Genomic DNA, 25,532 nt, shown 5'->3' with positions numbered 1-25,532 from the left:
ACGAGTTACAAGTATTTAAAATTTTTCATATGTTACATACAGGTCTACATCAGTATCGCAATGTATCGCGCCACTGTAAGGCTCGTATTTATCGGCTATCTCGCTCAGATTACCACCATTTACACCGGCATACGCCGTCCGTACCGTTGCCACTCGTACACCATTGCCTTGCTGTGTCATTAAGTATTGCTCCAGCATCGACGGGTAAAATACACCGTTCCATTCCAATGCGTTTAAATGCTGTTTAACGCCATCGGCAACTGGATGTGAGCCGTCAAGAAATTTCATACCGTTAGCGTCCAGTGTCATACCGTCGTAGCGTATAGTCATATAGAGAACTAAGCGGTCGGCTGGTGCTGATATAGCGGATATGTTTACACCCGCGTCGGCTACATCTTCCATGTATGCGTCAAAGGCTTGTTTTTCGTCGCCGGTAAGCGGCGAGCCGTCGGCTTTTGCCACTTTCACAATAAGTGTGGGTTTGATGCTATCGGCTTTCGTTACCGAGCATTTTTTTACAATGCGTTGCGCTTCTATTTCGTCGTCTGTTAAAGCGTCGTTATTGTATTCGGTAATATCATCGCGCCACACGCCCCCAAATTGGAAATTTAAAGCCGCCAAGCGATACCAGCCGAGCGTATGCGCCCGTTGGTTTTGTATTCTTTCGTCGACCGACGAAAGAAAAATATCAAACAGGCTTTCGAGCGTCCATACGGCAAAGGCAACGACGTAAAAGAATATGCTTTCGAGGCTTACCTTTGAGAATTGTTGCTCAAAAGTCAATCCGGGCGTAAGGCTGTATGCGTTTTGCACCGCCTCGTAACTTATAAAGAGGTCGGTAATCGTTTGTTTTATTTCGTCTATCGTGCGTGCCATATTTTTAGAACCATGAGTCAAGAACCAAGATTCAAGACCTTATTTTTTTATTCAAATGTATTGTCGAATGTGCTGTCAAAAATCCGACTATCGCCCGGAGTACCGGTTATTGCGGTTGCCGGAACAATGTTGTTTATTTTATAGTAATTTACTATCCTTTTATTCAGTGGTTCGGGTATCGCTAAAGAAGTACCAGCGACAAGCTCGCCGGTTATCGAAATATCGTTTGCCTGAGCGATAGGTATAACCGCCTGTGCATCGCCGCAATGCTGCACGGCAATATCAAAAAGCGTTTGCCCTTGTTGTACTGTGATTATCATATCAGCCCCTCCAACCTCCCCCAAAGGGAGGCTTTATTGATTTTGACTTCGCAAGCCGTCGAACGCTAAACCCAAACAAAATACAACCGGATATCAAAATAACATACCACCACGCCGGTAGCTTTATTTTTTCCTTTGTCGTCTCGCTGGTAGTGCTTGCCGTATCCGTATCGCTGGTCGACCGGTCGGTTATTGTCGCCTCTTTTTCCGACACTGTTTTTTGTTCCGTTTCGGCGGTCGTAGTAGCTGCTTTGGCGGTCTGTTTATTGCGCTCTTTTACAACTATTTCCGAAATGTGCTGTATCCCGTCGGCGTTTGGTTCCGATAGTTTTATAACCGTTGTTGTTTCGCTTACGTTTTCGGTGATTGCTTCCTGATGGGCGACTGTCTCTCTCGCTTCGTCCTGTTTCGTTTCTGTGGTTTCCGCCGAAATATCAAGCATTACCGACTCTTTTATAGCCGTATCGGTCTTAGTGGCTTGCTTTGTTGTTTTGCAACCCGAAAGGAGTAATACGAATGCTAAGAGTGTGTAAATAATTGTTTTCATCCTTTGAAGTATGTTATTTTTTTATTGTCGTCAGTTTTATGCCAATCGATATGACACCAAGTTGGTGCGGATTCGCCATCTTCCAATCGAATAGGAAACGGTAATTTATTTTCGTTTACCTCAATTGTTTTTCGCACCTCATCGGCAGTTAATCCGGGAATAGAAAAATCAAAACCGTTTGCGGTAACGTGCGCCGACAGATAGGCGACTTTTTTAGAACTTACTAAACTGCATAAGTTGCAGCGGATTCCGCGTTGCGAAAACTGACCGCCTACGTTCCAATTATTTATAATTACGTTTTTATCAGAAAATAATTCCTTGATAAAGTCGAGCATTGTAATAAAGTCATCGGAAACAAACATCCAAGCCTTTTCGCCGAAACGGTCGAAAACATGCTTACAAACCAATTCGGTTATTTTAAAGTATTTACTTTTCTTCATCGCAATTTTTGTTTTTTTGTATTTTTGATTTGTAACTGTAGTCAATGCCGAAAACCGTCCCGACAAAGGTTAGTATTTCGCCGAAAGCAATAAGCACCGAGTTATCTATTTTTCCAACCGGCGGAACGCAAAAGCCTGCTATTAAAAGACCACACCCTACAATTATCAATAAGGCAGATATAATGAGTTGAAATTTTAATTTATTCATTTGTTAATAATTGGCATTAATTTGTATATCTACTTTACCCTCGGGCGTCGTCTCTATTTCCAGGTGATTTATTTGGAAGCCGTCCGCTTCCAGTTGCTTGCGCATCTTATGCTTATAAAGCAACGTTTCACTCGACAACAGCATCGACGCAATACCTACGCCTATTTGCGGGTGTTCTTTTATCTCGCCAGGGTGCATATATATCAAAAGAGCCTTATTTTGCTTTTGTACATCATCTACCACCAGCCCGCCGGTTATCATCCCCGAGCTATTACGGGTTACTTTTATATCCAGGTCGCTCGTTTCGCTATTCAGTGTTATTGCCGTTCCTTTCATTGCCTTACTTTTTCATTTGCAAGCTCTGAGCTTTTCGTTTGCGTTATCCCTTGTAATGCCCAGGTAGTAGCTGCGAGTTTCAAAGCCGCCCCGCCGTCGCCCGGTGCTGTTACCCATGCCGAAAAAATCTGTTTAAGGGTGTTTAAATCGCTTTCAAGTGTGTTTATTTTCTTCGTTAGTTCCTCCAGTTTTACCAGCCCCCCCAGTTTTCCGTCGTTAAATACAATACCCTCTTTATTCATTCTCACGGACATTGCACCAGTTCTACAGTACACCTCGTCGGCAATGTCTGCTTGCAAAACAAATAAGTTATTGAAGTCGCCCGAGAAAGAGCCTACCAACACCATACTGTCAATAGCCGGAATTATAGTCATCTTAGTCTCCACCAACTCCCAGCCAGTCTCCACATTGCCTATTGCAATTTTATTTACGTCGGTGGTTGGTTTCAGGCGTACACCCGTTAACTCCAACTCGTCAACCATCACCGTACAAGTATCGCCCTCTACGCTTACCACCTGAGCGGTAAAAAATGCGTTACCCCTGCCATTTTTCAGCAAGTCAGAAAGTAATTGTACTATTTGCGCCCGTTTATCCATATCTCTTATTTCATTGCCAGCCGACGACCCAGTTCCACCGTACGCACACCGCCCGACTCGCTAAGTTCCGTTTTTACCGCCATTACATAATATACACCCTCTTTATACTCGTAGTCCTTATCCACTATCCGCGCGCTCCAGGTAGGCTCTACGTAAGGAATTAACCAGCTTGTTACATTACCCTCGTAACCCGTGTACGATTTGTATTTTAACTGGTTATTTGCCAGTTGTTGCAATGCTTTTTGCGATATGGGAAATTTTACGTCTATCTTGTCCACATCGCCTCCGGCTTTGCCCGCCGTGGCTTTTATTTTTTTGCCGTCAGCCCCCACGCCGTTAGCCACTACCAGCAAAAGGCGGTCGCTCTCATTACGGTATTTAAGGCTCGAAACCTCGATGTTTATCGCAAAATTGTACACCACATCACCGCCTTTTTGTATGTATGGCGGGTGCACATTCAGGCGGTTGTTTCCAGTAATATATATTTGCCCCTTTGTGGCTTCTTTTAGCTTGCTGAGCACATTAAAAACCGTATCGTTCGGGCTAATGGTGAACTTATCAAAATAGTGCCCCTCGGTGTCTATCGTACAGTCCAGCGAAAAGCCCAAGGTTTTAGCACAATAAGCCGCCACATCTCGCACTTTACAATTTACAAACTCTTTAGGCGCTATTGCCTTACGCGTTAAGTATATACTATCTTCGCAGTTTATCGTCAGGCTATCGTCGTCCGTGTCAATGCGCCGTACATATCCCTCAAATTCCGTCACCAGCTCATCATCGTAACCAAATTTAATGGTTACGGGGTCGCCCGCCTTAATATATTGCTCGTGGTCTAACGTCTGGTTGTAACCAACACCGGGCAGAACGATAACAGCCGTTTGCGCCAGCAAATCGACCGACTTATTAATTTCGACCGACTGGAGCAAGCCCAGCCGATATTTACCTATTTGTATGTCGTAACCAATGTCGTACACTTTATTTCACTTCAATAAAAAGGTTGTAACTGTCATCGCTGAGGCACGAAAGGCTATAATTTTGCACATTTGCACCTTTGCTGAATGGGAGGCTGTAATCTTTAATTACTATTTGATTGACGTTTAAAAGCTGCAACAACTCGTTTTGCACCCCGACAGCCCGCCGCTGGCTGATTACCTGGCGGAGCTTTTGTATCTCTGTATCTGGATACTTATTTATGTCGGCGTTTACAAATGTGCCCTCAATAGTTATTTTTATATCACCCTCACTCCAGCGTTCCTTGATAGTGCCGCGCCCTGCCTGTTTTGCTACATTACGCGTTATTATCACGTTTTCGCCCTCTACTGATACTAACGGCTCGTAAGGCAAAAGCCACCAGTCTCCGCTTGCCAATTGGAACGAAAACGGCATTGTCATTGTTACTTTTTGTCCGCTCTCTACCAGCTCCACCACTTCACGCAGTATCACATCGCTACGTCTGAAAAAAGGATTTAAGGGAGTCATTTTTTATTTACCATTTATTCATTTGCCATTTACCCGCCTACTTGTAACCTGTAACTCGTAGCCATTACTACATATTTGCCGTTACCATTAATAGCGCGCTGGATAATTCCTCCAGTACGATGTCACCCGCTTTTTTAGCCCCCTCGCGTATACTACCGGCGTTTACTGTCATATTATTGCCCATTTCTTTTACATTGAACGTTATATGTGTTGTTTTTGAGCCGCCGGTCGTTATGTTGTTAGCCGTTGTGCCGCTTTCGCCCGTGGGAGTTCCACCGGTGCCTGTACTGCCCGAACCGCCCATCCCCTCCATACCGGGAACGCCAGCCGTCGAAATACCGAGTTTCGATTTCAAACCGTTGGTAACATCGGCAAGCGTGGTATCATTCCACGAGAGGCTTTGTCCCGCTTTTTTAAACGCCCCCATTGCTTCGCGCCCCAGGTCTACAATATTTTGCGCCCCGTCGGTTATTTCCTGTTTGCGGCGGTCGGTGTCGGCTTGTATCTGGGCTAACATTTGGTTGTTCTGCGTGCTATCTCCCAGCCCCAAAGCCTCCTTAAACCTGTACCAGCCCTCCTGTATCTTATTCAAGCCTATCATCAAGCCGTTTATCATCGTATTAAAATAATACTTGATACTCTCAACATAGAGCTGAAAAATAAGCTTACAGCCGTTTATCGTATTTTGCCAGGCTTCACCCCAACCGTCTATTTTAATTATCAGAAAAGCAATAACGGCAATAAGAGCCACTACGCTCGCTATTATCAGCCCTACGGGGTTAAGAGCCATTACAGCGTCTAAAATGCCCTGAGCTATTACCCATGCTTTCGTCGCAATGGTTATTGCCAGCGTAACCGTTTTATAAGCTACCAGTGCGGCGGTTGCGGCTATTATAACAGTGCCTAAAACCCTATGCTGGTTATACCACCTTTCGAGCCTGCCTACTACCTTGTCGATAAAAGTCCCCGTGTCGGTAAGCAACAAGTTAAAAGCCTTTATAGCGGGTAATAAATAAGGCTGAATAATATCGTAAAGAGCCAGTAACTTGTCGTTGATATTTGCCATTGCCAGCGACCATTGACCGCCCAGTGTTTGGCTCATTTTTTCGGACATACCGTAAAATTGTCCGCCCTCCTGAGTGGCTTTTTGGAAAGCCTGGGCGACCATTTCCGCCGAAATTTTACCCTTACCCATTTCCTCTTTCAGTACGCCGACACTTTTACCCGTGTCTTTCGACATCTGCAAAAGCGGGTTAAAGCCCGCGTTTATCATTTGGTTGAGGTCTTGCCCCATCAGTTGCCCCGTTGCCGACATTTGCGAAAAGGCGAGCGTCAGGCTGTTTAGCTTACCCTTGTCGCCCATTGCTATTTCGCCGATAGCCTTAAGGTTTGGCATTATTCGCTCTTGGGCGATACCAAAGCCCGCCATTGTTTGCACAGCGGCACTTAAGCCCTCTTTGCCGTAAGTGGTTTTGCGGGCGTAAGCGTCGATATTATCAACTATCTTACGGGCGTTTTCCTCCCCGCCAAACAAAACCTCAAACGACGCGCCGCGCATTTCCTCGTCAATGCCCAGTTTAAGAGCCCGACCACCTACAATGCCGGCAATTGTAAGCGGGTTAAAAATGTACTGGGAAAAAGGAATATTTCGGAAAGCCGCGCCCAGCCTTTCGCCTATATTGATAGGTTGGGCGTTGAGCCGTTGTACCTCGCGCCGTAAGTTCTGGGCTTCTCTCTTCCGCTCTACCAGCGAACCGCCAACGCGGCGTAACGTTCCCGACATTTGGTCGCGTAGGTTAATAACGTATGTAAAAACATTGCTCATTTTTTCTCGGCTTCTTGTTTCCGTATATATTCCAGTGTCTTAATGTGCATAGCCCACTCGTCGTCGGTTAGCGTGTCGGGGTCTATATGCAGGTAGTAGCGCAGTTGTCCGTCGAGTATGCGGATAGCCTCGCGCCTTTCGTCAACCTCCGCTAACCTTAAAGCTTTTCCAGCTCGGCGTCTTTAACCTGGATTAAATCGCCTACTTTACCCACCGCCGCCATAAACAGTTCGTCGTCGGTCTTTATCTCAGCGTCGCCACCCAGCCAGCAGTTTTCGAGTATTGCCTCCGAGCCTCCGATAATGTCGCTTTTAGCTATTTTCGTCATTGCCAACGACAAGGTACGGCGGTCGGGATTTTTCAGATAAGCCACTTTGTCGCCGATGGTGAGCTTATGCACCGTTTTGTATTGCTTTTTCCAGCCCGCTATCTGCTCGGGCGTAGGATTGATAATATTTTCTTCCATTGTTTAAATGCTGTTTAATTACAATTAAATTCCGAATGTATCAAGCGCCACATATGGCAACTCTATCTCCATAAACTTATCGCCTTGTGCCATCTTTTCTTCGATGTCGGTAAACTCAGCACCCAGGATTGAAATAGTCCTTATTTTTGCCGAGTTCTCGGGTACATAGGCGATAATAATGTCGGTTTGTATATCCAAGAGCGAACGAGTGCCCGTCGCTGTTTTAAGGGCGATTATTTCGCTCTGTGTAAACAGGAGTGAACCCGTGTAGGTTTTATTGCCCCGCTGTATGCTTCGCGGCTTATTACCTTTGGCGTGCAAAGGCTCTTTTTCCTGGCTCTCTTTGTAATTTATACTACGAAAGCCTTTTATTTCGATACCGCCCACAACCAGGCATATATCAGCCCACTCGTACTCGCGTCCATTAATTAAAAATAAATCACTTAATGCCATAATCTTAATTTTGTGTTACTGTGAAACCGAGTAAAACGTTTATGTATTTGGCGTAACCGTGTGGACGTACGCGGAGCTCAGCGCCAACCCTATTTGTAGCCAACACATTTATAGTACGGTCTATCTTGCAGGTTACGCCGCGGTCGGTTGAGTCCGACGGGTCGGTCGATAGTTCGCCGTTTGCCGTCATATTGGTAACAATGGCGTTTTCTACTGCCAGCTCGAAAGCGCGGGCGTAGGTCTCTATCATTGTACCGTTGGTGTTTACAGGTATCTCGTCGATTAATTTCTCTATCAATACAGCATAGGCAATACGATAGGCTTTGTCAATCACACGGCGGCGGGTTATCGCGTTGTAGTCGTCTGTTGGCTTTGTTGCCAGCGGGTCGCCGGCTATGTAGTAGCCCGATACACCCGTAAACGTGCGAAACGTAATATAGCCTTTGTTTACCAGCGTTTCAATATCTGCCAGCTCTATAGGTTTATCGCCTGCATACAGCGCGAGCACATTGAGCGCTCCGTCTTGCACCCGTCCGATATTACGCTGAACGGACGAAGCTGCTATACGTCCGGCAATCAAACCTATAGCTTGATTGGCTGAACCCGCCGAGCTCGCGCCGATAACCACGCCTACACGGTTATAACCTTGCTTTGTCATATCTTCCAGCGCCTCGGGGTCGCCCTGGTAATTCAAACCATCTATCAGCGTGAAAATAGGAGCAAAACGCACCTCTGTAGCCCAGTTGCCCAGCTCTTGCGCCGCCAGTTTCGAGGCTTCTACGTCCGACGATAGCCCGTTTTCTATATCAGGCTGAGCCCCCGCCTTTTTGGTAACGATAAGCCCCCGTATCTCGCCATTTGTAGCCTCTATTACATTGCGGGCGTAGGGGTTTGTTTTTTCCAGCACATCCGACATGTGCAGTGTATCGGGATAGCCGACGAGGTAAACCTTTGTACCCTCCTGAGCCTCTTTGTAGAAGTCACTAACCAGCTTTTCAATTTCGGGGTTATTATCAGCCGTAATGCCCATATTTTCCAGGTCGCCGTATTTACGCAAAGCATAATGTTGTGCCAGCGTGAAAGTGTCAGCCACCGCCACCGCCCCGACAACCACCAGGCAAAGCAAACTGTCAGCGCTGGCGATAGCTTGCCCGAGCGCGCCGTTTCCGTAATCTATTTTTACATAAGGTAATGTTGCCATTGTTTTATTTACAATTTATTCATTTACAATTTACTATTTGTTAGTAGCGGGTAGGATAGTTAAGCTACTCGCTATCCGCTACTATCTACCCACTACCTACTTATTGTAGTTACTGTGTTGTCTTTTAGGGTTACGGCGTGCTTACGTGCATCGTTTTCATTGCCAAATGGCAAAAAATCAGAGGTAAAATAAACAGCATTTAAAGCCGAGTTTTTCGTAAAAATATCGTTCGCTATTTTGGTACGTTTTTCGGCGTTTGCCTTTGGCTCTTTTGCATTACTTGCAGGCTTATTCCCTTGCGTTTTAGGTGTTTTGCTTTTGCTTGTAGTATCCAGCGGGGCACTCTCTTTACCAGCTCCTTGCTGACTATCGCCTTGCCCTGTTTGATTTGTATTTTCTTGCGGGTTTGTATCAGTTGCGCCCTGCGTTCCCGACGGTTGGGCATTGGGGTTTGTTCCTGGTTGTACCGCTGTATCTCCAGCCTTAGCCTTTGTATTAGTCTTTTTATCATTTGCCATAATAATACTATTAGTGATTAGAAAATTAGCCCCTCCTTTTGGAGGGGTTGGGGAGGCTTTTACGCAGCGGTGTCGCTGTAAATTGCTCCAGCCGCTTTTTTGCCTAATGCCATCGCCACAAAACGAACCTGAGCGCCCACCAGGTTACCCCGATAAGTTGCAAAATGCCTTTCCGCCTCCGCCGTTACAGTTCCGCGGGCTCTTAGTGTTCGCGCTTTGTAAAAAGCGAATGAGCTCGGATTGCCCGCAAGCGTTCCGTATGGATTTTTTTCGCCGGTGGCTGGGTTGTAGGTCGGGTTACCCGTGTGGGTATAGATTTTGAAACCGTCTATCTCCTTGTCGCTCATCATCGCCTTGTAAAGCTTGATATTTTGGTTTTTCAAGTCAGCTTTATGCTGAGGGCAAAGCACAATTACACGCCCCTCTTGTGGTATGTCGGCTTCGTCAAAAGCTAAGGATAAGTTTGTAATATCCTCAAAAGTCATTGCTTTATAACCCTTTGCATTTGCCGCGCCTGTGGTTTTCAAAACGGGTGCATCGGCTGTATTGCTTTGGGGCGATAAGTTGAAAGCCCCCGATTTTGAGCACTTTGTGCGCAATGAGTTTACGTGTTGACCCATTACCGACTTTGTTTTTTTATAGTCTACGTTCATATCCTCCACATTAGTTATGTGTGTCGGTTTGGTGTCGAACGTGGAAAGCTGGGCGGTGATTTTATTATCCTCGCGGCTTACAGGCACTAACGGATAGGTAGTGTTGTTTTCCAATACTTCGGGGTCGGCGCCTACTTCGGCAAGGTTGATAGTGTCGTACTTGACCATGTGGTCGTAATCTTCCAACTCGTTTAACCACGAGTCGTCCGGGTAAAAAAGCTCAATGAATACTGCTAAAAATAAATGAACTACGTATGCCATAATTTTAAATGTTTAAAATGTTAATTACTTGTTGTTTTTGGTGTACTCCTGGAGAATCCTGTCAAATTCGGTCGGGTTTTCGTGCTGTAGCTTACGCAATCCGTCGGGGTCGTCTTGCGACCATTTTAGATAAGTCCAGCTCGCACGGTCGCCAGCCGTTAGGTTTGTTTTTGCCGCCATATCTTTAAGTGATACGGTGCTTTCTGTTTTTTTGGCGTCGATTATCGCCTTTACATTGTCGAAATTGTCGCCTTGTGATAGCTTCACATATTCGCTCTTTTCTGCCTCGGTTATTTTGCCGTCTTTTACAGCCTGAGAGAGATAAGCGTCGACCTGTGCCGCTTGCAGGGTTTTAATTTTGCTGTTTAATTCCTCTATCTTGTCATCCTTTTCCTGTACGGCGAGCTCTATTTGCTTAGCCGTTGGGGTTGCAGACAAACCGAGGCTTTGACGGGTTACAGCCGTCAGTACGATAGTTTCCTTTTCGTCCATTGTCTTAGTTGTTTGATTGTTATTTAAAAAACTTAGTTTTAATTGCTCAAAAGTGATTATCTCGCGCTTTTCGTTATACAGGCGTACCGCTCCCGCATCCGATGGTATAGGTGTAATACTTGCCTCCAGTAACTCCCAGTCTGTCAGCACATAATCGTCGCCTATTTTTTCCATTTGATAAGGAATAAGACCAATAGACGCACCCCTCAGAAATTCGTCTTTTACCTCCTGTGCTTTTTCTGCCGCAAAAGCATTTTTAAGGTTAAATACAGGCTTAGCCATCATTACCCCGTTTTCGACGCGGCGGTTTTCCCAGCGTCCTATCAAATGCTTTGTATCATGGTCGTATAACATCACGGGGTTTGCGTCGAAACGCTCGTAACGCCCGCCCGCCAGGTCTACACGAAAACCCTTTGTATTTATCCGGCTACTATCCGAAAGGGTAAAATCTTTCTCGGTCTCCGGGGTTTCTTTTTTTTCTTTTTCGTCCATTGTTTTACTCAATTACACCGCAAACTTACCGCCCTCGAAACAGCTTGCAAAAAAGCTCTGTTATAATGGCATAACTTTTTTATTATCAGTATTTAAACCCTCAATTTTGCCCTATTAATTAATGTGCTGATGTGCCATGAAAATAATTTGCCGATAATTGGCAAATCGGCACATTAGCATATTGGCATATTGTAAACGATGGGTAAAACTTCAAAACAGGACACAAAAAAAAAGAACGCGAAAGCGCTCTTTCTTACAGGTCAGTATCAGCAAAAAGAAATCGCCGAGTTGGTGGGTGTAAACCCTAAAACAATTACACGCTGGGTAAATGCTGAAAAATGGGATTTAGAACTGGCGAGCCTGACAATAACCAAAGAAAAACAGCTCGCCCGATATTACGCTCAGATAAACGAAATAAACGATATTATCGCCAAACGAGACCCAGGGCAACGCTTCGCAAACAGCAAAGAGGCTGATGTACTCAACAAGCTATCCGCCGCCGCTCAGAAACTGGAAAGCGAAACGGGCATACGCGATATTGTCGACGTATCTATCGGCTTGCTTGAATGGGTGCGAGGTTTCGACGTAGACAAAGCAAAAGAGTTAAGCGACCTTTTCGACGGGTATATCAAAACTAAATTGTAGGTATGGCAAAAATAGCAGACAAACAAGCTTTTAGTAACTGGGAGACGTACCGCGAAGCACTCAAACGAGCTACAGTAATAGATATAGCCGAAACTTACGCCCAAAAGCAAGCCCGCATTAAACGCCTGGAGGCTGACCCCGAGGCATGGTTTGCCTATTACTTGCCTATGTACAACGCTTACGCGCCCGCCCCGTTTCACATACGCTCTACAAAGCGCATACAGGGAAACCCCGGGAGCGAGGTAAAAGGCGAAGCGCGTGAGCGTTGCATACGAGGCGAGTGGTTCGAAGTCGACGCCTGGGCGCGCGAGCTGGCAAAATCCACACAGGCTATGAAAAACGTTTTAATGCTGGTACTCACTGGTAAAAAACGTAACGTTATTATGGTCTCTAACTCCGAGGATAACGCTAAGCGGCTTTTAGAGCCTTACCGCGCCAACCTGGATAGCAACCAGCGTATTATAAACGATTATGGCGTACAGCGTTCATTTAAGTGGAAAGATACCGAATTTAAGACCCGTAAAGGCGCGTCTTTCCGTGCCGTTGGTGCAGACCAAAGCCCGCGCGGAACGCGGAACGATGCAGCCCGACCCGACGTTATCCTGATTGACGATATAGACACCGACCAGGATTGCCGCAACCCCGATATAATAACAAAACGGGTTAATTGGATTTTCGGAGCGTTAATACCTACGCGGGCGGTCAATGTGCCGCTGCTGGTGCTGGTATGTGGCAACATCATAGCTGAGTATTGCTGTGTTACTGAGTTAATGAAAAAAGCCGACTATGTGGATATAGTGAACATTCGCACAAACGGCAAGAGCTCATGGGAGGCGAAAAACAGCGAGGACGACATCGACCGCGTACTCAGTACTATATCGTACGCGGCGGCGCAAACCGAGTATTTCAATAACCCGCAAACCGAGGGGCGCGTATTTAAAAAATTAAACTGGGGCAAAGTGCCGGCACTTCGCCAGCTGGAGCAATTAATCGTTTATGCCGACCCAAGCCCCTCCAATGCCGACGTAAAAAACAATTCTTACAAAGTAGTCGCCCTGATGGGGCGCGACAAGCTCGGCGTAACATACGTTATAAAGGTGTTTTGCGAGCAAACCACTAACGCCCGCTTTGTACAATGGTTTTACGATATTTACGAGCTTACAAAGGGCGTGCAAGTGTATTACTACATCGAAAATAACAGCCTGCAAAACCCATTTTACGAGCAAGTATTTATACCGCTTTTTAAGGAGATAGGACGCACAAAGGGCTATATCGTGCCTATACGCCCCGACACACGCAAAAAACCCGAAAAATTTACCCGTATAGAGGGAACGCTTGAGCCCGCTAACCGCTTGGGCTTACTGGTATTCAACGAACGCGAAAAGGACAACCAACACATGCAAACGGTTGTAGAACAATTCGGGGTTGTTTCGCCAACCTACAAAGGAGCTATCGACGCACCCGACTGCATAGAGGGCGGATACAAAGTATTAGACGAAAACCTGGCGCGACGCCAGGGAACATACAGGACACAACAACGGGCAAACCGCCGTTTTTAAACAGTAAATAGCGAATAGCGAGAATAGAATTTATAGAATTTACGGAAGTTAAATGAAGTTAGTAAATTCTGTAACTTCTGTAACTTCCAGATAAATAGTAAATAGATAAATCGTAAATTAAAAAAGCATGTTTGTAGAAATTGACGAAATGCGCTCGGTAATGTACAGCTACCAAATGGGCGAAATAACCGAGGGCGACGATACAATAGTCGTGATGGCTATAAAATCGGCTGTGTCCGAAATAAAAAGCTATCTAAACCCGAGCAACCAAAAACAATGGCAAGATGGGCGACCGCTTTACGATGTTGCTAAAATTTTCGGAGCGGTGGGCGACGACCGCGACCCCCTTATTTTGGAGATTTGCAAAGATATAGCCTGTTACCGTGTTTGCCGCCTGGCAAATGTCGATATTATACACGAACACGTAAAGGAACGGTACGACCGCGCTATCGACTGGCTCGGCAAAGTAGCAGGGATAAACGGAGCGCCTACACTTACGCCCGATTTACCAACAATAGACCCCGACGCCCCGGGCGGCGACGCAAATAAGAAGCTTTTCCGCTATGGTAGTCGCCCAAAATTTAACCACGAGTAAAAAAAACAGTAGAAAGCAAAAAGGTAAAAGTATAAAGTACTTTTTCCTTTCTCTTTTTTCCTTTAAACTTAAAAGATATGAACTTTCACAACATAGCACTTCGCACCCTGGCAACACTCCAGGCTAAAATAAACAACGGGGCAAACTTACGGGACAAAAGAGGAAATTACGCCCCCATGACTGTACGCAAGTCGGTAAGCATGACACGGCGAGACATCGCCGACCTGCAACGGGCGCGCGAGCTGGCACTTACAGCCAATAACCCAAAGCAATATCTTTTACAAGATATTTTTACTATTGTTTCGGACGACCCGCACCTAACGTCGCAAATAAATAACCGAAAAGAACAAACCATCGCCGCGGGATTCGAGATGCGTACAGCCGACAAAAAAATCGACTCCAAAATGACCGATATACTTTCTGAGTTCGATTTTATACCCGATTTGTTAGGTTATATGCTGGATAGCGAAAATTTTGGCTATTCCCTGGTTGAGCTATCGGTCGAGGACAATCGCCCTAAAGTAGAACTAATACCGCGGCGCAATGTAGTTCCCGATTTCGGACGTTTCTATCCCGATGCGTCGTACGACAATTACCTGGAATATCGCCAGGCAAAAGAGTACAAACGCTGGTTGCTGGAATTTAATTCGGGACACTTAGGGATGCTAAACAAAGCCGTTCCCTATGTGCTGTTTAAAAAATTTGCTGAGAGTTGCTGGTCGGAACTGTGCGAGATTTACGGTATACCGCCCCGTGTGCTAAAAACAGACACGCGCGACCCGCAAATGCTGGATAACGCCGAGGCAATGATGCGAGACATAGGCGCGGCGGCGTGGTTTATTATCGACTCTACGGAGGAATTTCAGTTTGCCCAGGGAGTAAATACGAACGGAGACGTTTATAGCAATCTTATCGGACACGCCAAAAACGAGATAAGCATGTTATTCAACGGCGCTATCATAGGGCAAGACACAAAGAACGGCAACGAGTCGAAAGAAAAGGTAAGCATGGAAATAGCCGACCGGCTGGTACAAGCCGACCGCCGAATGTGCGAGATTTATATGAATAGTCTTGTTATACCCGCTTTGTATCGTATCGGCTGGATTCCGGCGACGACCTCGAAATTTAAGTTTACAGCCGCCGAGGATTTAGACAAGCTTTTCGATATGACGGTACGGGTTATGCCGCATAAGAAAGTATCGGACAAATTTATAAAGGAGAAATTCGGCATCGAAGTGGAGGGCGACCGTTTCGACACACCACAACCATCAGAACCAACAAAGGAGGATAAAAAACTAAATTTTCGCTAAGCCCCTCCCCTGCGGGGAGGATGGGAGGGGCTATTGCTGAGTATTATAATTGTACATGTCCCGATTGTGGAGGCTATAAGGAGCGTGTCGCATTGTCAGCAACCGAAAATAATAGGTTACTTAAGGCGTTTAACAAAATAGCGCGCTGGGCGTACACCGAAAAAAAAACCGTCATTACTGCAGACGACCTGGACAATAAACACATACAGGCATTAACCGGTGAGATAAACAGCATTTTACAGGGTGCAATTTCGGAGGGTATCGCTTACGAAATACCCGCGGCTATGCTACAGCACCTCAGGCAAAACGTCTATGTCTTTTCGGGATGTAAAACATTTGCCGAGCTGCGCGAGATAAGCGATTTGCTTGTAGACGATAAAGGCGAGATAAAGCCCTTTTCGCGCTTCTTTAAAGACACCCGCCGAGTGCACAACGATTATAACGGCGCATACCTCGAAAGCGAATACCTGTTTGCTACCCAGTCGGCGCAAATGGCGAGCAAATGGGCGGATTTTGAAAAAGACGGCGACGAATATAATTTACAGTACCGTACGGCAAACGACGACCGTGTACGTTATTCGCACCAACTGCTACACAATATAACCCTACCACCGAGCAACCCGTTTTGGTCTAAGTTTATGCCACCCAATGGGTGGCGATGCAGGTGCAATGTAGTACAAGTGCGAAAAGAGCGTTATCCTGTGTCTAATAGCGAAAACTCCGCCGACCTGGGAAATAAAGCAACGTACACCATAGGAGCTGGAGGAAAAAACACAAGCGAAATGTTTCGCTTTAACCCGGGAAAGAGAAAAACAATCTTTCCTGAGACACACCCGTATTTTAAGGCAGCAAGCGCACTTGTATTAAAAAAAATAGAGCAAAACGAGAAACGGGAAACACCCGACAAAATAGTAAGCAAGAAGTATAAAAGCGGGGGCGAAATACAACAACCCGAACACCTGATACAAAACAGCCAGGAACAAGAAAAAAACACAACGGCATACACTTACTTGGCTAAAAATTACGGGGCGAAATATCGCCTGCTAAGCGTAGTAAACAAACACGGGCTTAAAAATCCCGATGCGCTCAACCTGGTTACAAACAAGTTTTCAGATGCTAAAATACCAACGAGCCCGAGCGGCAAAAACGCAGTACAAAACGCCATCAAAGAAGCATCTAAACAAGGGGTATCGGAGGTATATATTTATCTCGAAAATGAGTACAAAATGCAGGAAATATGGGCGGGCTTGAAAGCCGCGTTACAGAAAGGACGCGCAAAGCCCATCGAAACCGTAATAATAAAAATGAAAAGCGGCGAGGTGAAAAAATACAAGGTAGAAAAACTCCGAAAGGTATTTAAAGGCTCAAAATAAAAAAAGGGGCAAACGCTGAGCGCCTGTCCCTTTCTGGGGGAGTGGCGTACTGACGCCTCTCCAATGTTGAGACAAATATACAACTTATTTTGATATGAACAAAGCAATAGATAAAATTTTGAGAAACGTAAGAGTTGATTTAACAGAGGCTTACGACCGCAACTTTGAACGTAAAGCGTTTTTTAGCGGTGCGCCCTGGCTACCAACCAAACGACCCGTATCGCGCGGCTCGCTATTACTACGCAGCTCAGCTATGCGTAATTCTATCAAATCGGAGGTAAGAGGCGAGAGCATCGTTTTTACTTCGTCCAAACCATATACCGAAATACACAACGAGGGCGGAACTATTAACATGCCTGCGCGTAAGCAAGTGATACATTTTAATCAAAAGGGACGCTTCAGTAAGAATAATAAAAAAGCTTCTTACGCACAAAAAGCAAGCGTAGGGGCTCATACTGTGAAAATGCCAAAGCGCCAGTTTATAGGAGACGCCCCCGAGGTGGAGCAAATTGTTAAAGAAAATATAGACGAAGTACTGCCAAGCTCAATAAACGACTTTATGACCAAAATATTCAATATATGATTGCTGATTTAATACAAGATTTTCAAACGCGCCTGATGGTGCAAGTACCCGAACTGTTATACATAGACGAGGACTGGGGGCAACTGGATTACTACGATAAGTTTCCGCTTGTAAAATTTCCGTGTGCGCTTATCGACATACAAAACGCCACCTTTACAAACGACGGCGAACTTGCCCAACGGGGCGTTTTAACGGTAGTGGTTAAGCTTTATTTGCTCCGCCTGAGCAACACCTCAAATGCAGCCCCGCAAAGCCAAAAAAACAACGCAAAAAAGGGCTGGGCAATATATGAGAAAGTAAACCGAGCCTTACATGGGCAAGACTTCTTGCCCGTGGGATTCGCCGCACCCATACGCCAAAGCATGCAACGCGTAAAGCGTGCCGACGGTGTGTACCAGCGCGATATAACTTACACCATCGGTTTCTCCGATAATACCACCGTACCCGTGCGCCCCATCACGCCAGCCCGACCAACAATTAAAGCAGCTATTGAAACAGTATAGCAACAGAAAAGCCCCGCTAATTTTAGTGGGGCTTTTCTGTGTTTAAACGGTGTTTAAGTATTACTTAACATATTCCTTGTAAGCAATAACCCATTTTGGCGAGTCTCCATAATTTTTATTATAAAACTGTATTGAACAATCTGTATTATCAGAATTTAGCCAAAAAAGCTCCTCGCTTTTTTTAGGTAGCTTATTTACAATTATTTCTTTACTCTCAGGCGTAACACCTAAATCTTTGCAAAACAACTCCCAAAAGACATATAAGTCCAAAAAAGTACCCTCTATTTCATTTATTCTAAACACTCTTTTACCAACAATACCTAAATCTTTGTTTGCTCCAATAGTTGGTTTAAAAAATGAGAATGATACAAAAGGGACATCAGAACCTCTTTCAAATTCATCAGGATAAAAGGCAACTATATAATGATTAGCTCTATTGCTGTAATTTTCTCTTATATAAGACTTGCTTAACACTGAAAATAAACTATCTGATAATTCATTGACTGTTTTATAGTCGGTATTTGAGAGTTTATTTAATACAGAGTTTGAAGCTAAATTATGATAATCTCTATTTTGTGCGTTAATACAAAATGAGACACATACAGTTATTAATAAAATTATCTTTTTCATATCTATTAAATTTTTATCCAAAAATACAAAAGCCCTGCATTTCTGCAAGGCTTTTGTTAAAATTTATTTTCTTTCGGCTTAATTAAAATCAATTGCCAGTTGCCCTTTCTGGGCTTCGTGCATTTCTTCTTTTACATTGATACTCATATAGCGCCAAAACGTCCGCTCACCCATTGGGTAAAGTTTGTTTATATGCTGACGGTACGCCTGAGCCCTGGACTTACTCTGATTGCCGGGTTCAAAATTTTCAGCTACTATACTCTGTATAATCTCAGCGCGTTTCAATACGTTCATACGGCGGCTTTCGCGTCTTTTTTCTATAGTTCCTTGCATAGTCCCGATTTTTTAGTTTATCTTTGTAACAGTCAGCTACAAAGCCTCTAATTGTTTCAGGACAATGCGAGGCTTTTATTTTTTTGTGTTAAAGTCTCCCATTACTTCGTCAGGCATCCAGCGTATAACAATGTTGGCACATAGCCGCCCGGTACCGTTACATCGGTGGCAATCCGTTATATCTATATCGTCGCCCGCCGAGCCGTGATACTCGTTATTTTTTGTAAAATATCCGCGCCCCTGGCACGATGGACACTTGAAAGCGTCATATCTAAATACTTCGCTGTCGCTCCTAAGCCCGGTAATTGGAGGCTTTATCCTTAATATCACTTCTTTTTTACTCATTTGTTAGCTCTTTTAAGTTGTTTTTCCAGTTTATCCAGTTGTTGGCGTGCCCGTTCGGGTGTTACATTGTCGCCCTTATCCCATACGCGGCTGTTTTGGCTCATATCAGCCGCCAGCTCGCACCGCTCATTAAAATAGGTGCGAAACCAGCTCATTATTTTAGGCATATCCAGACTTTCGTAAAACTCGCCCAGCTCGCCGTTCTTTGCCCTACGGAACACTACCTGCACATCGGCAATAGTCAGATTGCAATAGGTAGCCACCACCTCGCGGGCAATGTTGTCTACCTGGCTATCGCGTAGCGGGCGTTTCAGGTTTACGTTTTCGCAAAGGTCAATAATATGCAGTTTGATAACCGCCTCTACCTTTTCCGCTCCATAATCGCGGCGCAATACTGCCAGGCTCGGATATTTATCCCTATCGCCGGCGGCCATTGCCAGGGCGTCGCTTACCGTACGTACATGCACCAGCTCGCGCCCCAATACGTCAGGAGATAAGGTCTTTAAGGACGCGAGCTTTGTAGTCGTTTGTAATTCCTGTTTTTTCGCCATTTTTTCGTATGCTTGCTACTATTTCGTTAAACTTGTTGTTAATTACAGTAAGAGAGAAAGCATTTTGTTTGTACCACTCGGGCAAATTACCAATAAGCGCCTTAAAGGTTACGAGGCTTTCCGTATCGTTGCCATCGTGGGCGTTTCCTATCTTTTCTATAATGCAGGCTAACGCTCGCCCGTCTTTTGCTCCAAAAGAGTAATCTAATCCCGTATTAGCCTTATACGTTTTCAGGAACACGTCGCGGCACTCGGTAAAAATCGTTACCACTTTCTCGCGATTTGCCCGCTCATACCGTACGCCCAAAGCCGCGGCGAGCGCTTCGCGTAATTGCTCTTTGCTCGCCTTTGTGCTTTGTAGGGTTTTAAGTTGTTGTTCTCGTGTCATTCGTAAAACTCGTTTTTAATGTTTTCTACGTTTTGAGATAGAAAGTATAACAACATTTCCAAATCGCCGTCGTAATGGAATAGCGCACCATCTACATACGCCTCCCACATTCCGTTTCTTTGTTTTATTTCAATCATTGTCTTAAAAGGTTATTAATCTCTGATTATTTTTACAATAACTATAATTAGGTAAATTATAAAAAAGAAAGCCAAAGGCAACCAGATAGGAGAAAATACCCACCACCACGACCATTCGGCAACCGCCGAAACACCTACAAGCTTTAATACTAAAAATACGATGAAAATAGCGCCCAAAATACTAATGCCGCCACCTGTTGAACTTGATTTGTTACTCATTATTTAAATACTGTTTAAATGGTTATAATTCGCTTATTTTATTAAGCCTGTCGGCTTCGTTTTGCGCCTCTTTTCGTGTATGATAGCTACTTATTTTATTGCCGTAACTGCTTGACCCGATATATTCCATTTTGAATACACACCAAAGCCCGTTACACAGGTCGACAATATATTCAGGCTTATTCATTTTCCTTTTTCAACTCAATATAAAAAGCCTCGTCTTGCACCACCTCAATACCACATTCTCGCATCGTTTCAGCCATACCCTCTTTTTCTCGGTCTGCAATTAGTTTTTCTTTATCAACCTCCACCGTTTTGCGTACGTAATCAGGATTTAGTTTTTCCAAAATTTTGGCAACCGCTTTTAGGGTATAGCCTTTAAGCGTTTTTATTTTGGGAGTACCCATACGGAAACCGATAACCCCATGCGTAAGCTCCAGGCTCTTTTTCTTCGAAAATTGCGTTTCTTTATTTTCCAGGGCGTAAGCCTTTATTAGCTCAAAGGCTTCGCTTTTCTCTGCCTCCAGTTTTGCCAGCTCGTCAGCCTTTGAGTCGCGTAACTTGGTAAATTTAACGTCTAAATCGGCGTTTATCTTTACTATTTGCGCGTCAGCGTTTGCGTAAATGGTCAATGCCTCATTCATTTTTTCGTCCGAAATGTTTGTCATAATGGTTGCTTTTACTCTTTTTGCCATGTTTGTTATTTTTTAAATGATTAATTCAAGTTTACTTTATTGATTAAATTGTCTAAAAATGCTTTGTAATTCTTATGTGTGAACTTGTTGTAGAGATTTTTAAGTGAGCGCAACGTTATGTTGTTGAACTGTTTTACTTTAGCAGCACAGCAAGCCACCCGCTTAACGTAGTCCATGTCGGGCGTATATCCGTTGCCCTCCAGGCTGGCAAAAATTGCCGCTATTAGTCGTTTGCGTGCCTTGTCGAGTTCGCCGTCGTGCTTTTTTGTCTTTACCGACAAATCGTTACGCATACGCTTATACGCTTGCGGGTATTTCTCGTAAAGCTCCTTTAAGCTTTCCGTTTTATGATTGGAATACTCCAATATGATAGACTCTTTTATCACATCATCATATCCCAGCCCGTAGCCCTCTATCGTTTTGAGGTGGGCAAAAAACCAGGCATGAGGGTTAGTTGTTTTCATATTAATGGATTTTTGTAATTTCTATTATTTTGGACATGTGAGCTCCATCATCAATTTTTGAGGGCGTACCGTCTTTTTTTACTTTATAAAAGCAACTCCATACATCTAAACCATTGTGATAAACAGAGACTTTAAGATGACGAAAAAAGCCATAAAAGCTTTTGCCATCTACTGTTTTTACTTCATACATACAGCCGATTTTCAAATCGTATTTCTCTAGAAAGTCGACTAGAACAAAACCTATTGTTTTGTTTAAGTCTTGTAGTCTATTATAAAAATCGTGTTTATAATTTTTTTTCATATTTTAAAAATGTTATTCTTTTTCTTTCTTTTTTGCCATTGCCCAGTATTCTCGTGCTTTTTGTTCGCTTATGGTTATTTCGCCGGCACCGCCGTAACGCGTTTTTGTTACATTGGCGATAAAGCCCTGAACCCGGATACAGACAAAAGCGTCGTAATAAATTGCCTGAGCCAGTGCGCCTTTGGGTTCTCCATTTTTTTCGTGTGATATAAAAATGAATAGCTTGTTAGGAAAATCGTCTATAAGTTCTTTGTATTCTTTTGTTTTAAGATTTGTATATTGCACTGAGTCGATAATTATAACCTCGGGCGAACGGCGTTTTTTTAGCCGCTCTTTAAGCTCGCTTATCGGCTCTTTATCCAGTAGCAGGAATTTACCCGACACATCCGACATGCCTGTACGGAGAAAAGCATCGCGCATTGAGAGCGACAAACCCTCTTCAATAGAGTCGTAAGCCGTGCGCTTTCCCAACTGAGCAAAGTATTTACCTAATTTCAGCGCAAAGCTTGTTTTTCCGTGTCCCGAATCGCCGAAAACTATCCACGCACCCTTTAGCTCAGGCAACCCGATAGCCCCCCGCCATTCGCCCGTAAATGCTAATACCTCGGGTTTATAGGTCGCCACCTCGTTAGGCGAAAGGGCTCGTTTGTTTTTCCGTGGGGTTACCTCACTCATTATACACTGTTTAATTACTGTTTAAAATCGTTTTTAAGCCACTTTCTTTGTTTTCTTGATATTTGCCTTGGTTAGCTTCTTTACGCGCCTTAAATCGCATTCGCTATTGTCTATTATTTTCTCAATAGAGCGCGAATCATTCAAGCCGTTAGCCTGGCATATTGCCGCCTGGTCGTCGTAAGTATTACCCTGCAAAACAATGAAGCGGCGACCTATCCGGCTATAAATCTCATTATAACCCTTTCGTTTGTTTTGCACGCCTCGCTTAATGCGTTTTTCGAGGAAATCAGTAGCCAGCAACACAAGCCCGCAATAGTCCTCTAACTGGTTGTACATAGTGATAAAGAAATAAAGCACCTGGTCGCTCAGTTTGTCGGCTTCGTCCATGATGATAAGCGGGCATTGCTGGCTTTTTAGCTCTTTTACAATGTATCGCACCATCTCGTTAACCGTATAGCCCGACGAGTCCAAGCCCATAGCCTCCATAAGTTCCAGCAAAAAAGTTTTACGATTCCAATACTCGGAGCAAACCAGGTGATAAGCGTTTTTATTTTCGGCGGCGTATTTCTGAGCCGTTGCCGTTTTTCCACAGCCTGCGTGCCCTACAATGGCGTGTACTTCGCTTTCGCCTTGCTCGGTTGCCTGAGCATCGGCAAGTAAATGATACAGCGTGTTGCTTACACTAGTTTCGACAAATACCCAGCCCTCGTTCGCGAAACCGATTTGAGCCGCCACACGCCGCCACATCTCGTTGGCTATCAAATCCCAATTCCCGTTAAGTATCTGCGAAATAGTCGCACTCGACACATTTCTCAGGCTATTAGCAGCTTTATTTATACCCTTTTCTTGTGGTTTCAGTGGGTTTTTGTATCGGTTACAATACATCTGCAAGGCTTCTTTAATTTGTTGTTTAATTTGCTCGTTCATAGTGTTTTATTTTTATTGTTTTACATTAAATCGTATATCGTTTCTACTTTTTGTTTTTCAGTTTTTTTGTTTATTATCTCGGTGGGGCTTACCTTAGGCTTTCTGCCCGCGTCGATATTGCGGTTATCTTTGTGTTGCCCCCGGCTGTCAGTCAGCATCAGGCGGGCAAGCGTGCCGCTTAGTTGTCTCTCGCGCTCCTGTAGGAAGTCGCGCACCGTTTCGCCTGTATCGGCTCTGAAATCGGTTACATACTCCACCATTTCACAATTAAACTGGTTTACGCGGCTCAGCGCCTCGCCGTCGCCCGCCTGGCGGTCTTTCAGCGCCATAGGCTGTACATGCTTTTTCTCCAGTATAAAACGGAGTGTACCGTCGTCATTTATAGCCAGTATGCGCGTAGTGTCGTCAGGGTCAAACAGTACCGCCCATTGCACCGAGGCGTGTTTGCGAAAATTCAGGTCGAAACAATCAAAATGCTGCTTAATACCCCGTATTGTAACATTCATACCGTCGCCCTGCAACATATTTTTATAGCCTGTACTTTCGCCAAAATGATACAAATAGCTTTCGTACGACAATGGTATTTTGTCAGCCTCAGCGGTTTTGCTCCAAAGCTCCAGGTATTCGTCGCGTTTCTTTTGACGCTCCATTTCGATAACGAGCTCCACTTGCTCGCACACGCCCGCGAAGTCGGGAAAATGCGTTTTATATTTATTCAGAAATTCGCTGTTTGGCTGTTTGTCTTTGCCGGAGGTAATACCAAAGCCCGACCAGTTAGGCTGCGTTTGGCAGTATGTTTTATTGATATACCCAAAATACGGCTCAATAACCTTTGCCTTAGCGTTCTTTGCACGGGCTGGCGTTACGTGCTTACCCATAGCTGCATAAAGCGGCTCTAAGGTATTGTAGGCGTATCTGTCTGATTGTATTTGATGGGCTCGGTACATCGAGCCGAATAGCCGGGCGGTATGTTGCGCCGCGTTGCGCAAAGCCGCTTTTATCAATTCCGGCGTTTCGTGCGTGCCTACCGCATAGCCTATAGGATATTTACAACAAGGGTCGAGCACTACAACCACCGTGGGGCGGTTATGGTAGGTTATTGTTTTACCGTTGTGTTTTTGGTAGAGCAATTCTACATCCCAGCCGTCGAGCGTCCAGTAAAAAAGCGGGCTTGTGGGAGCTGAGCGCTTCACCTGCATAGCCTTTTTGTTTGAGAAAGCAACCGAACCACGCCTACCGGCGTATATCTCCATTTCGTAGCGGTCGCGCCAGTTTGCCACCGTTGCGCCTGTTATCTTACGCCAGCCCATCGGCTCGGCTATTTGGTTATACAAGCGTGCCACTTGCTCATTATCCAGGTTGCGCGGGTCGGCAAGCAATTCGATTACAAGGCTCTCTTTTACTTTGTCGTTTATGCTTGCCGCGTTTCTTATACCTTTCAGAAAATTAGCGTGTATTAGCCCTGTGTAGCTTTCAGCCTTGTATTTGTCATATTTGCGTTGTAGAGACTCCGAGTTTTCGGGCAAGGTGTGCGGGTACTGCGTGCGGTCGAGGCTTTGCACCGCCTCGCTTATGTACTTCCACGCACCGCCCGTTTTTTGCCCTTTTGCCTTGCGTGGTACCACCTGTGTAGCGATAAACACCCCAATAGCGTCCAGAACAATAGCATTTGCATAGTATTCGCGGCGCGTTTTTATAGGCAGGTACCGCCCGTCGCTTAGCTTGTAACCCTCAAAAAACACACTCGCCTCAGTGTTGTGCTCTATCAAACCCTCTAAAATGTTTTGTTTAGCCATTTTATAGGGGTCGCCGCCCATTTTTTCCACTATTGCTGCCTTAAATCGGTCGGGCAAACTATCATAAGCCACCAGTGCCGGAGTACCCCGGCTCGCACGGCGTACAACCTGTATTTGTTTGCGCTCTATGGCATGCTTGTATATACTAAAAGTACATATCTCATTATCAACCAACCAACCAGCCTCAAAGCAAAGTATATTATTAAAGTACTGCATAATCTGAAATGTTTTTTTGTTCCCGCCCGGGGCTCGAACCCGGGCGCTTGCCTATCGGAATAATTGATTAACTTTATACTGTCTAATTCTTAAAATCAATAATTATGGATTATATCGAAATTCT

At 44.8% G+C, this 25,532-nt stretch carries 37 protein-coding genes; 7 read left to right on the top strand and 30 right to left on the bottom strand.

Going from position 1 to position 25,532, the window contains the following annotated elements; translation table 11 throughout:
- Positions 1-15 precede the first annotated feature (15 nt).
- From D0T49_RS00415 to D0T49_RS00340, 16 genes are all read right to left on the bottom strand, one after another.
- On the bottom strand, positions 16-876 hold the full coding sequence (locus D0T49_RS00415; RefSeq protein ID WP_163628558.1) for a hypothetical protein: 861 nt from the start codon (positions 874-876) through the stop codon (positions 16-18).
- Positions 877-923: 47 nt separating this feature from the next.
- Entirely contained in the window at positions 924-1,196 is a 273-nt protein-coding gene (locus tag D0T49_RS00410; protein ID WP_163628557.1) for a LysM domain-containing protein, read from the bottom strand.
- 1 nt (position 1,197) lies between these two features.
- On the bottom strand, positions 1,198-1,743 hold the full coding sequence (locus D0T49_RS00405) for a hypothetical protein (RefSeq protein WP_163628556.1): 546 nt from the start codon (positions 1,741-1,743) through the stop codon (positions 1,198-1,200).
- A complete protein-coding gene (locus D0T49_RS00400) occupies positions 1,740-2,183 on the bottom strand; it encodes a hypothetical protein (protein WP_163628554.1) in 444 nt (147 codons plus the stop codon). Before D0T49_RS00400 ends, D0T49_RS00405 begins: the two co-directional genes overlap by 4 nt.
- A complete protein-coding gene (locus tag D0T49_RS00395; RefSeq protein ID WP_163628552.1) occupies positions 2,170-2,391 on the bottom strand; it encodes a hypothetical protein in 222 nt (73 codons plus the stop codon). Before D0T49_RS00395 ends, D0T49_RS00400 begins: the two co-directional genes overlap by 14 nt.
- Before the next feature lie 3 nt (positions 2,392-2,394).
- Positions 2,395-2,727, bottom strand: a complete 333-nt coding sequence (locus tag D0T49_RS00390) for a hypothetical protein (protein ID WP_163628550.1) — start codon at positions 2,725-2,727, stop codon at positions 2,395-2,397.
- Complete coding sequence (locus tag D0T49_RS00385) at positions 2,724-3,323, bottom strand: hypothetical protein (protein ID WP_163628548.1); 600 nt, start codon at positions 3,321-3,323, stop codon at positions 2,724-2,726. Before D0T49_RS00385 ends, D0T49_RS00390 begins: the two co-directional genes overlap by 4 nt.
- Positions 3,324-3,328: 5 nt before the next feature.
- On the bottom strand, positions 3,329-4,297 hold the full coding sequence (locus tag D0T49_RS00380; RefSeq protein ID WP_163628546.1) for a hypothetical protein: 969 nt from the start codon (positions 4,295-4,297) through the stop codon (positions 3,329-3,331).
- Between the two features lies 1 nt (position 4,298).
- The gene (locus D0T49_RS00375) at positions 4,299-4,802 is read right to left on the bottom strand and encodes a DUF6046 domain-containing protein (protein ID WP_163628544.1); all 504 of its coding nucleotides are present in this window, start codon (positions 4,800-4,802) and stop codon (positions 4,299-4,301) included.
- A gap of 67 nt (positions 4,803-4,869) precedes the next feature.
- Positions 4,870-6,627 (bottom strand): tape measure protein, encoded by a 1,758-nt coding sequence (locus D0T49_RS00370; RefSeq protein WP_163628542.1) that lies wholly within the window; start codon positions 6,625-6,627, stop codon positions 4,870-4,872.
- Between the two features lie 157 nt (positions 6,628-6,784).
- Positions 6,785-7,093: a hypothetical protein gene (locus D0T49_RS00365; protein WP_203583395.1), complete on the bottom strand. Its 309-nt coding sequence runs from the start codon at positions 7,091-7,093 to the stop codon at positions 6,785-6,787.
- Positions 7,094-7,117: 24 nt separating this feature from the next.
- Positions 7,118-7,546 (bottom strand): hypothetical protein, encoded by a 429-nt coding sequence (locus D0T49_RS00360; RefSeq protein ID WP_163628540.1) that lies wholly within the window; start codon positions 7,544-7,546, stop codon positions 7,118-7,120.
- A gap of 4 nt (positions 7,547-7,550) precedes the next feature.
- Positions 7,551-8,747, bottom strand: coding sequence for a DUF2586 family protein (locus tag D0T49_RS00355; RefSeq protein WP_163628538.1), 1,197 nt, complete (start codon positions 8,745-8,747; stop codon positions 7,551-7,553).
- Positions 8,748-8,839: 92 nt separating this feature from the next.
- Positions 8,840-9,265, bottom strand: a complete 426-nt coding sequence (locus D0T49_RS00350) for a hypothetical protein (RefSeq protein WP_163628536.1) — start codon at positions 9,263-9,265, stop codon at positions 8,840-8,842.
- Positions 9,266-9,324: 59 nt separating this feature from the next.
- On the bottom strand, positions 9,325-10,179 hold the full coding sequence (locus tag D0T49_RS00345) for a hypothetical protein (protein ID WP_163628534.1): 855 nt from the start codon (positions 10,177-10,179) through the stop codon (positions 9,325-9,327).
- Positions 10,180-10,203: 24 nt separating this feature from the next.
- On the bottom strand, positions 10,204-11,163 hold the full coding sequence (locus D0T49_RS00340; protein ID WP_163628532.1) for an HK97 family phage prohead protease: 960 nt from the start codon (positions 11,161-11,163) through the stop codon (positions 10,204-10,206).
- Between the two features lie 198 nt (positions 11,164-11,361).
- On the opposite strand from D0T49_RS00340, the gene D0T49_RS00335 reads away from it, so the two are divergent.
- The 7 genes from D0T49_RS00335 (at position 11,362) to D0T49_RS00305 (ending at position 17,731) form a co-directional block, all read left to right on the top strand.
- Positions 11,362-11,808, top strand: a complete 447-nt coding sequence (locus D0T49_RS00335; RefSeq protein WP_163628530.1) for a DDE transposase family protein — start codon at positions 11,362-11,364, stop codon at positions 11,806-11,808.
- Between the two features lie 2 nt (positions 11,809-11,810).
- Positions 11,811-13,367 carry a hypothetical protein gene (locus D0T49_RS00330; protein ID WP_163628528.1) on the top strand — a complete coding sequence of 519 codons (1,557 nt, stop codon included), beginning with the start codon at positions 11,811-11,813 and terminating at the stop codon, positions 13,365-13,367.
- Positions 13,368-13,494: 127 nt separating this feature from the next.
- Positions 13,495-13,962: a phage protein Gp36 family protein gene (locus D0T49_RS00325; protein ID WP_163628526.1), complete on the top strand. Its 468-nt coding sequence runs from the start codon at positions 13,495-13,497 to the stop codon at positions 13,960-13,962.
- A 77-nt stretch (positions 13,963-14,039) separates the two neighbouring features.
- On the top strand, positions 14,040-15,272 hold the full coding sequence (locus D0T49_RS00320) for a DUF935 family protein (protein ID WP_163628524.1): 1,233 nt from the start codon (positions 14,040-14,042) through the stop codon (positions 15,270-15,272).
- 20 nt (positions 15,273-15,292) lie between these two features.
- On the top strand, positions 15,293-16,645 hold the full coding sequence (locus D0T49_RS00315) for a phage minor head protein (RefSeq protein WP_163628522.1): 1,353 nt from the start codon (positions 15,293-15,295) through the stop codon (positions 16,643-16,645).
- Between the two features lie 94 nt (positions 16,646-16,739).
- Entirely contained in the window at positions 16,740-17,228 is a 489-nt protein-coding gene (locus D0T49_RS00310) for a phage virion morphogenesis protein (protein WP_163628520.1), read from the top strand.
- Positions 17,225-17,731: a hypothetical protein gene (locus D0T49_RS00305; protein WP_163628518.1), complete on the top strand. Its 507-nt coding sequence runs from the start codon at positions 17,225-17,227 to the stop codon at positions 17,729-17,731. The genes D0T49_RS00310 and D0T49_RS00305 overlap by 4 nt, the downstream gene beginning before the upstream one ends.
- A gap of 60 nt (positions 17,732-17,791) precedes the next feature.
- Here D0T49_RS00305 and D0T49_RS00300 read toward each other — a convergent pair whose 3' ends face one another.
- From D0T49_RS00300 to D0T49_RS00235, 14 genes are all read right to left on the bottom strand, one after another.
- Positions 17,792-18,361 (bottom strand): hypothetical protein, encoded by a 570-nt coding sequence (locus tag D0T49_RS00300; RefSeq protein ID WP_163628516.1) that lies wholly within the window; start codon positions 18,359-18,361, stop codon positions 17,792-17,794.
- A 78-nt stretch (positions 18,362-18,439) separates the two neighbouring features.
- On the bottom strand, positions 18,440-18,694 hold the full coding sequence (locus D0T49_RS00295; protein ID WP_163628514.1) for a hypothetical protein: 255 nt from the start codon (positions 18,692-18,694) through the stop codon (positions 18,440-18,442).
- Positions 18,695-18,769: 75 nt separating this feature from the next.
- A complete protein-coding gene (locus D0T49_RS00290; RefSeq protein ID WP_163628511.1) occupies positions 18,770-19,039 on the bottom strand; it encodes a hypothetical protein in 270 nt (89 codons plus the stop codon).
- On the bottom strand, positions 19,036-19,590 hold the full coding sequence (locus tag D0T49_RS00285) for a hypothetical protein (protein WP_163628509.1): 555 nt from the start codon (positions 19,588-19,590) through the stop codon (positions 19,036-19,038). The genes D0T49_RS00290 and D0T49_RS00285 overlap by 4 nt, the downstream gene beginning before the upstream one ends.
- Complete coding sequence (locus tag D0T49_RS00280) at positions 19,526-19,978, bottom strand: hypothetical protein (RefSeq protein WP_163628507.1); 453 nt, start codon at positions 19,976-19,978, stop codon at positions 19,526-19,528. Before D0T49_RS00280 ends, D0T49_RS00285 begins: the two co-directional genes overlap by 65 nt.
- On the bottom strand, positions 19,975-20,115 hold the full coding sequence (locus D0T49_RS00275) for a hypothetical protein (protein WP_163628505.1): 141 nt from the start codon (positions 20,113-20,115) through the stop codon (positions 19,975-19,977). The genes D0T49_RS00280 and D0T49_RS00275 overlap by 4 nt, the downstream gene beginning before the upstream one ends.
- 15 nt (positions 20,116-20,130) lie before the next feature.
- Entirely contained in the window at positions 20,131-20,334 is a 204-nt protein-coding gene (locus D0T49_RS00270; RefSeq protein ID WP_163628503.1) for a hypothetical protein, read from the bottom strand.
- Between the two features lie 22 nt (positions 20,335-20,356).
- A complete protein-coding gene (locus tag D0T49_RS00265; protein ID WP_163628501.1) occupies positions 20,357-20,521 on the bottom strand; it encodes a hypothetical protein in 165 nt (54 codons plus the stop codon).
- Positions 20,514-21,029: a host-nuclease inhibitor Gam family protein gene (locus D0T49_RS00260; RefSeq protein WP_163628499.1), complete on the bottom strand. Its 516-nt coding sequence runs from the start codon at positions 21,027-21,029 to the stop codon at positions 20,514-20,516. The genes D0T49_RS00265 and D0T49_RS00260 overlap by 8 nt, the downstream gene beginning before the upstream one ends.
- Before the next feature lie 20 nt (positions 21,030-21,049).
- Entirely contained in the window at positions 21,050-21,493 is a 444-nt protein-coding gene (locus D0T49_RS00255; protein ID WP_163628497.1) for a hypothetical protein, read from the bottom strand.
- A 1-nt stretch (position 21,494) separates the two neighbouring features.
- Entirely contained in the window at positions 21,495-21,794 is a 300-nt protein-coding gene (locus D0T49_RS00250; RefSeq protein ID WP_163628495.1) for a hypothetical protein, read from the bottom strand.
- A 12-nt stretch (positions 21,795-21,806) separates the two neighbouring features.
- Positions 21,807-22,469 carry an ATP-dependent serine protease gene (locus tag D0T49_RS00245; protein ID WP_163628492.1) on the bottom strand — a complete coding sequence of 221 codons (663 nt, stop codon included), beginning with the start codon at positions 22,467-22,469 and terminating at the stop codon, positions 21,807-21,809.
- A 33-nt stretch (positions 22,470-22,502) separates the two neighbouring features.
- Positions 22,503-23,396 carry an AAA family ATPase gene (locus D0T49_RS00240; RefSeq protein WP_163628491.1) on the bottom strand — a complete coding sequence of 298 codons (894 nt, stop codon included), beginning with the start codon at positions 23,394-23,396 and terminating at the stop codon, positions 22,503-22,505.
- A 20-nt stretch (positions 23,397-23,416) separates the two neighbouring features.
- Positions 23,417-25,408: a hypothetical protein gene (locus D0T49_RS00235; RefSeq protein ID WP_163628489.1), complete on the bottom strand. Its 1,992-nt coding sequence runs from the start codon at positions 25,406-25,408 to the stop codon at positions 23,417-23,419.
- Positions 25,409-25,532 lie beyond the last annotated feature (124 nt).

This window comes from Paludibacter sp. 221 (genome assembly GCF_010501035.1).
Lineage (GTDB): Bacteria > Bacteroidota > Bacteroidia > Bacteroidales > Paludibacteraceae > QVMH01.
The sequence above is the reverse complement of the archived record's forward strand: the minus strand, read 5'-3'. Positions and strand labels throughout refer to the sequence as shown.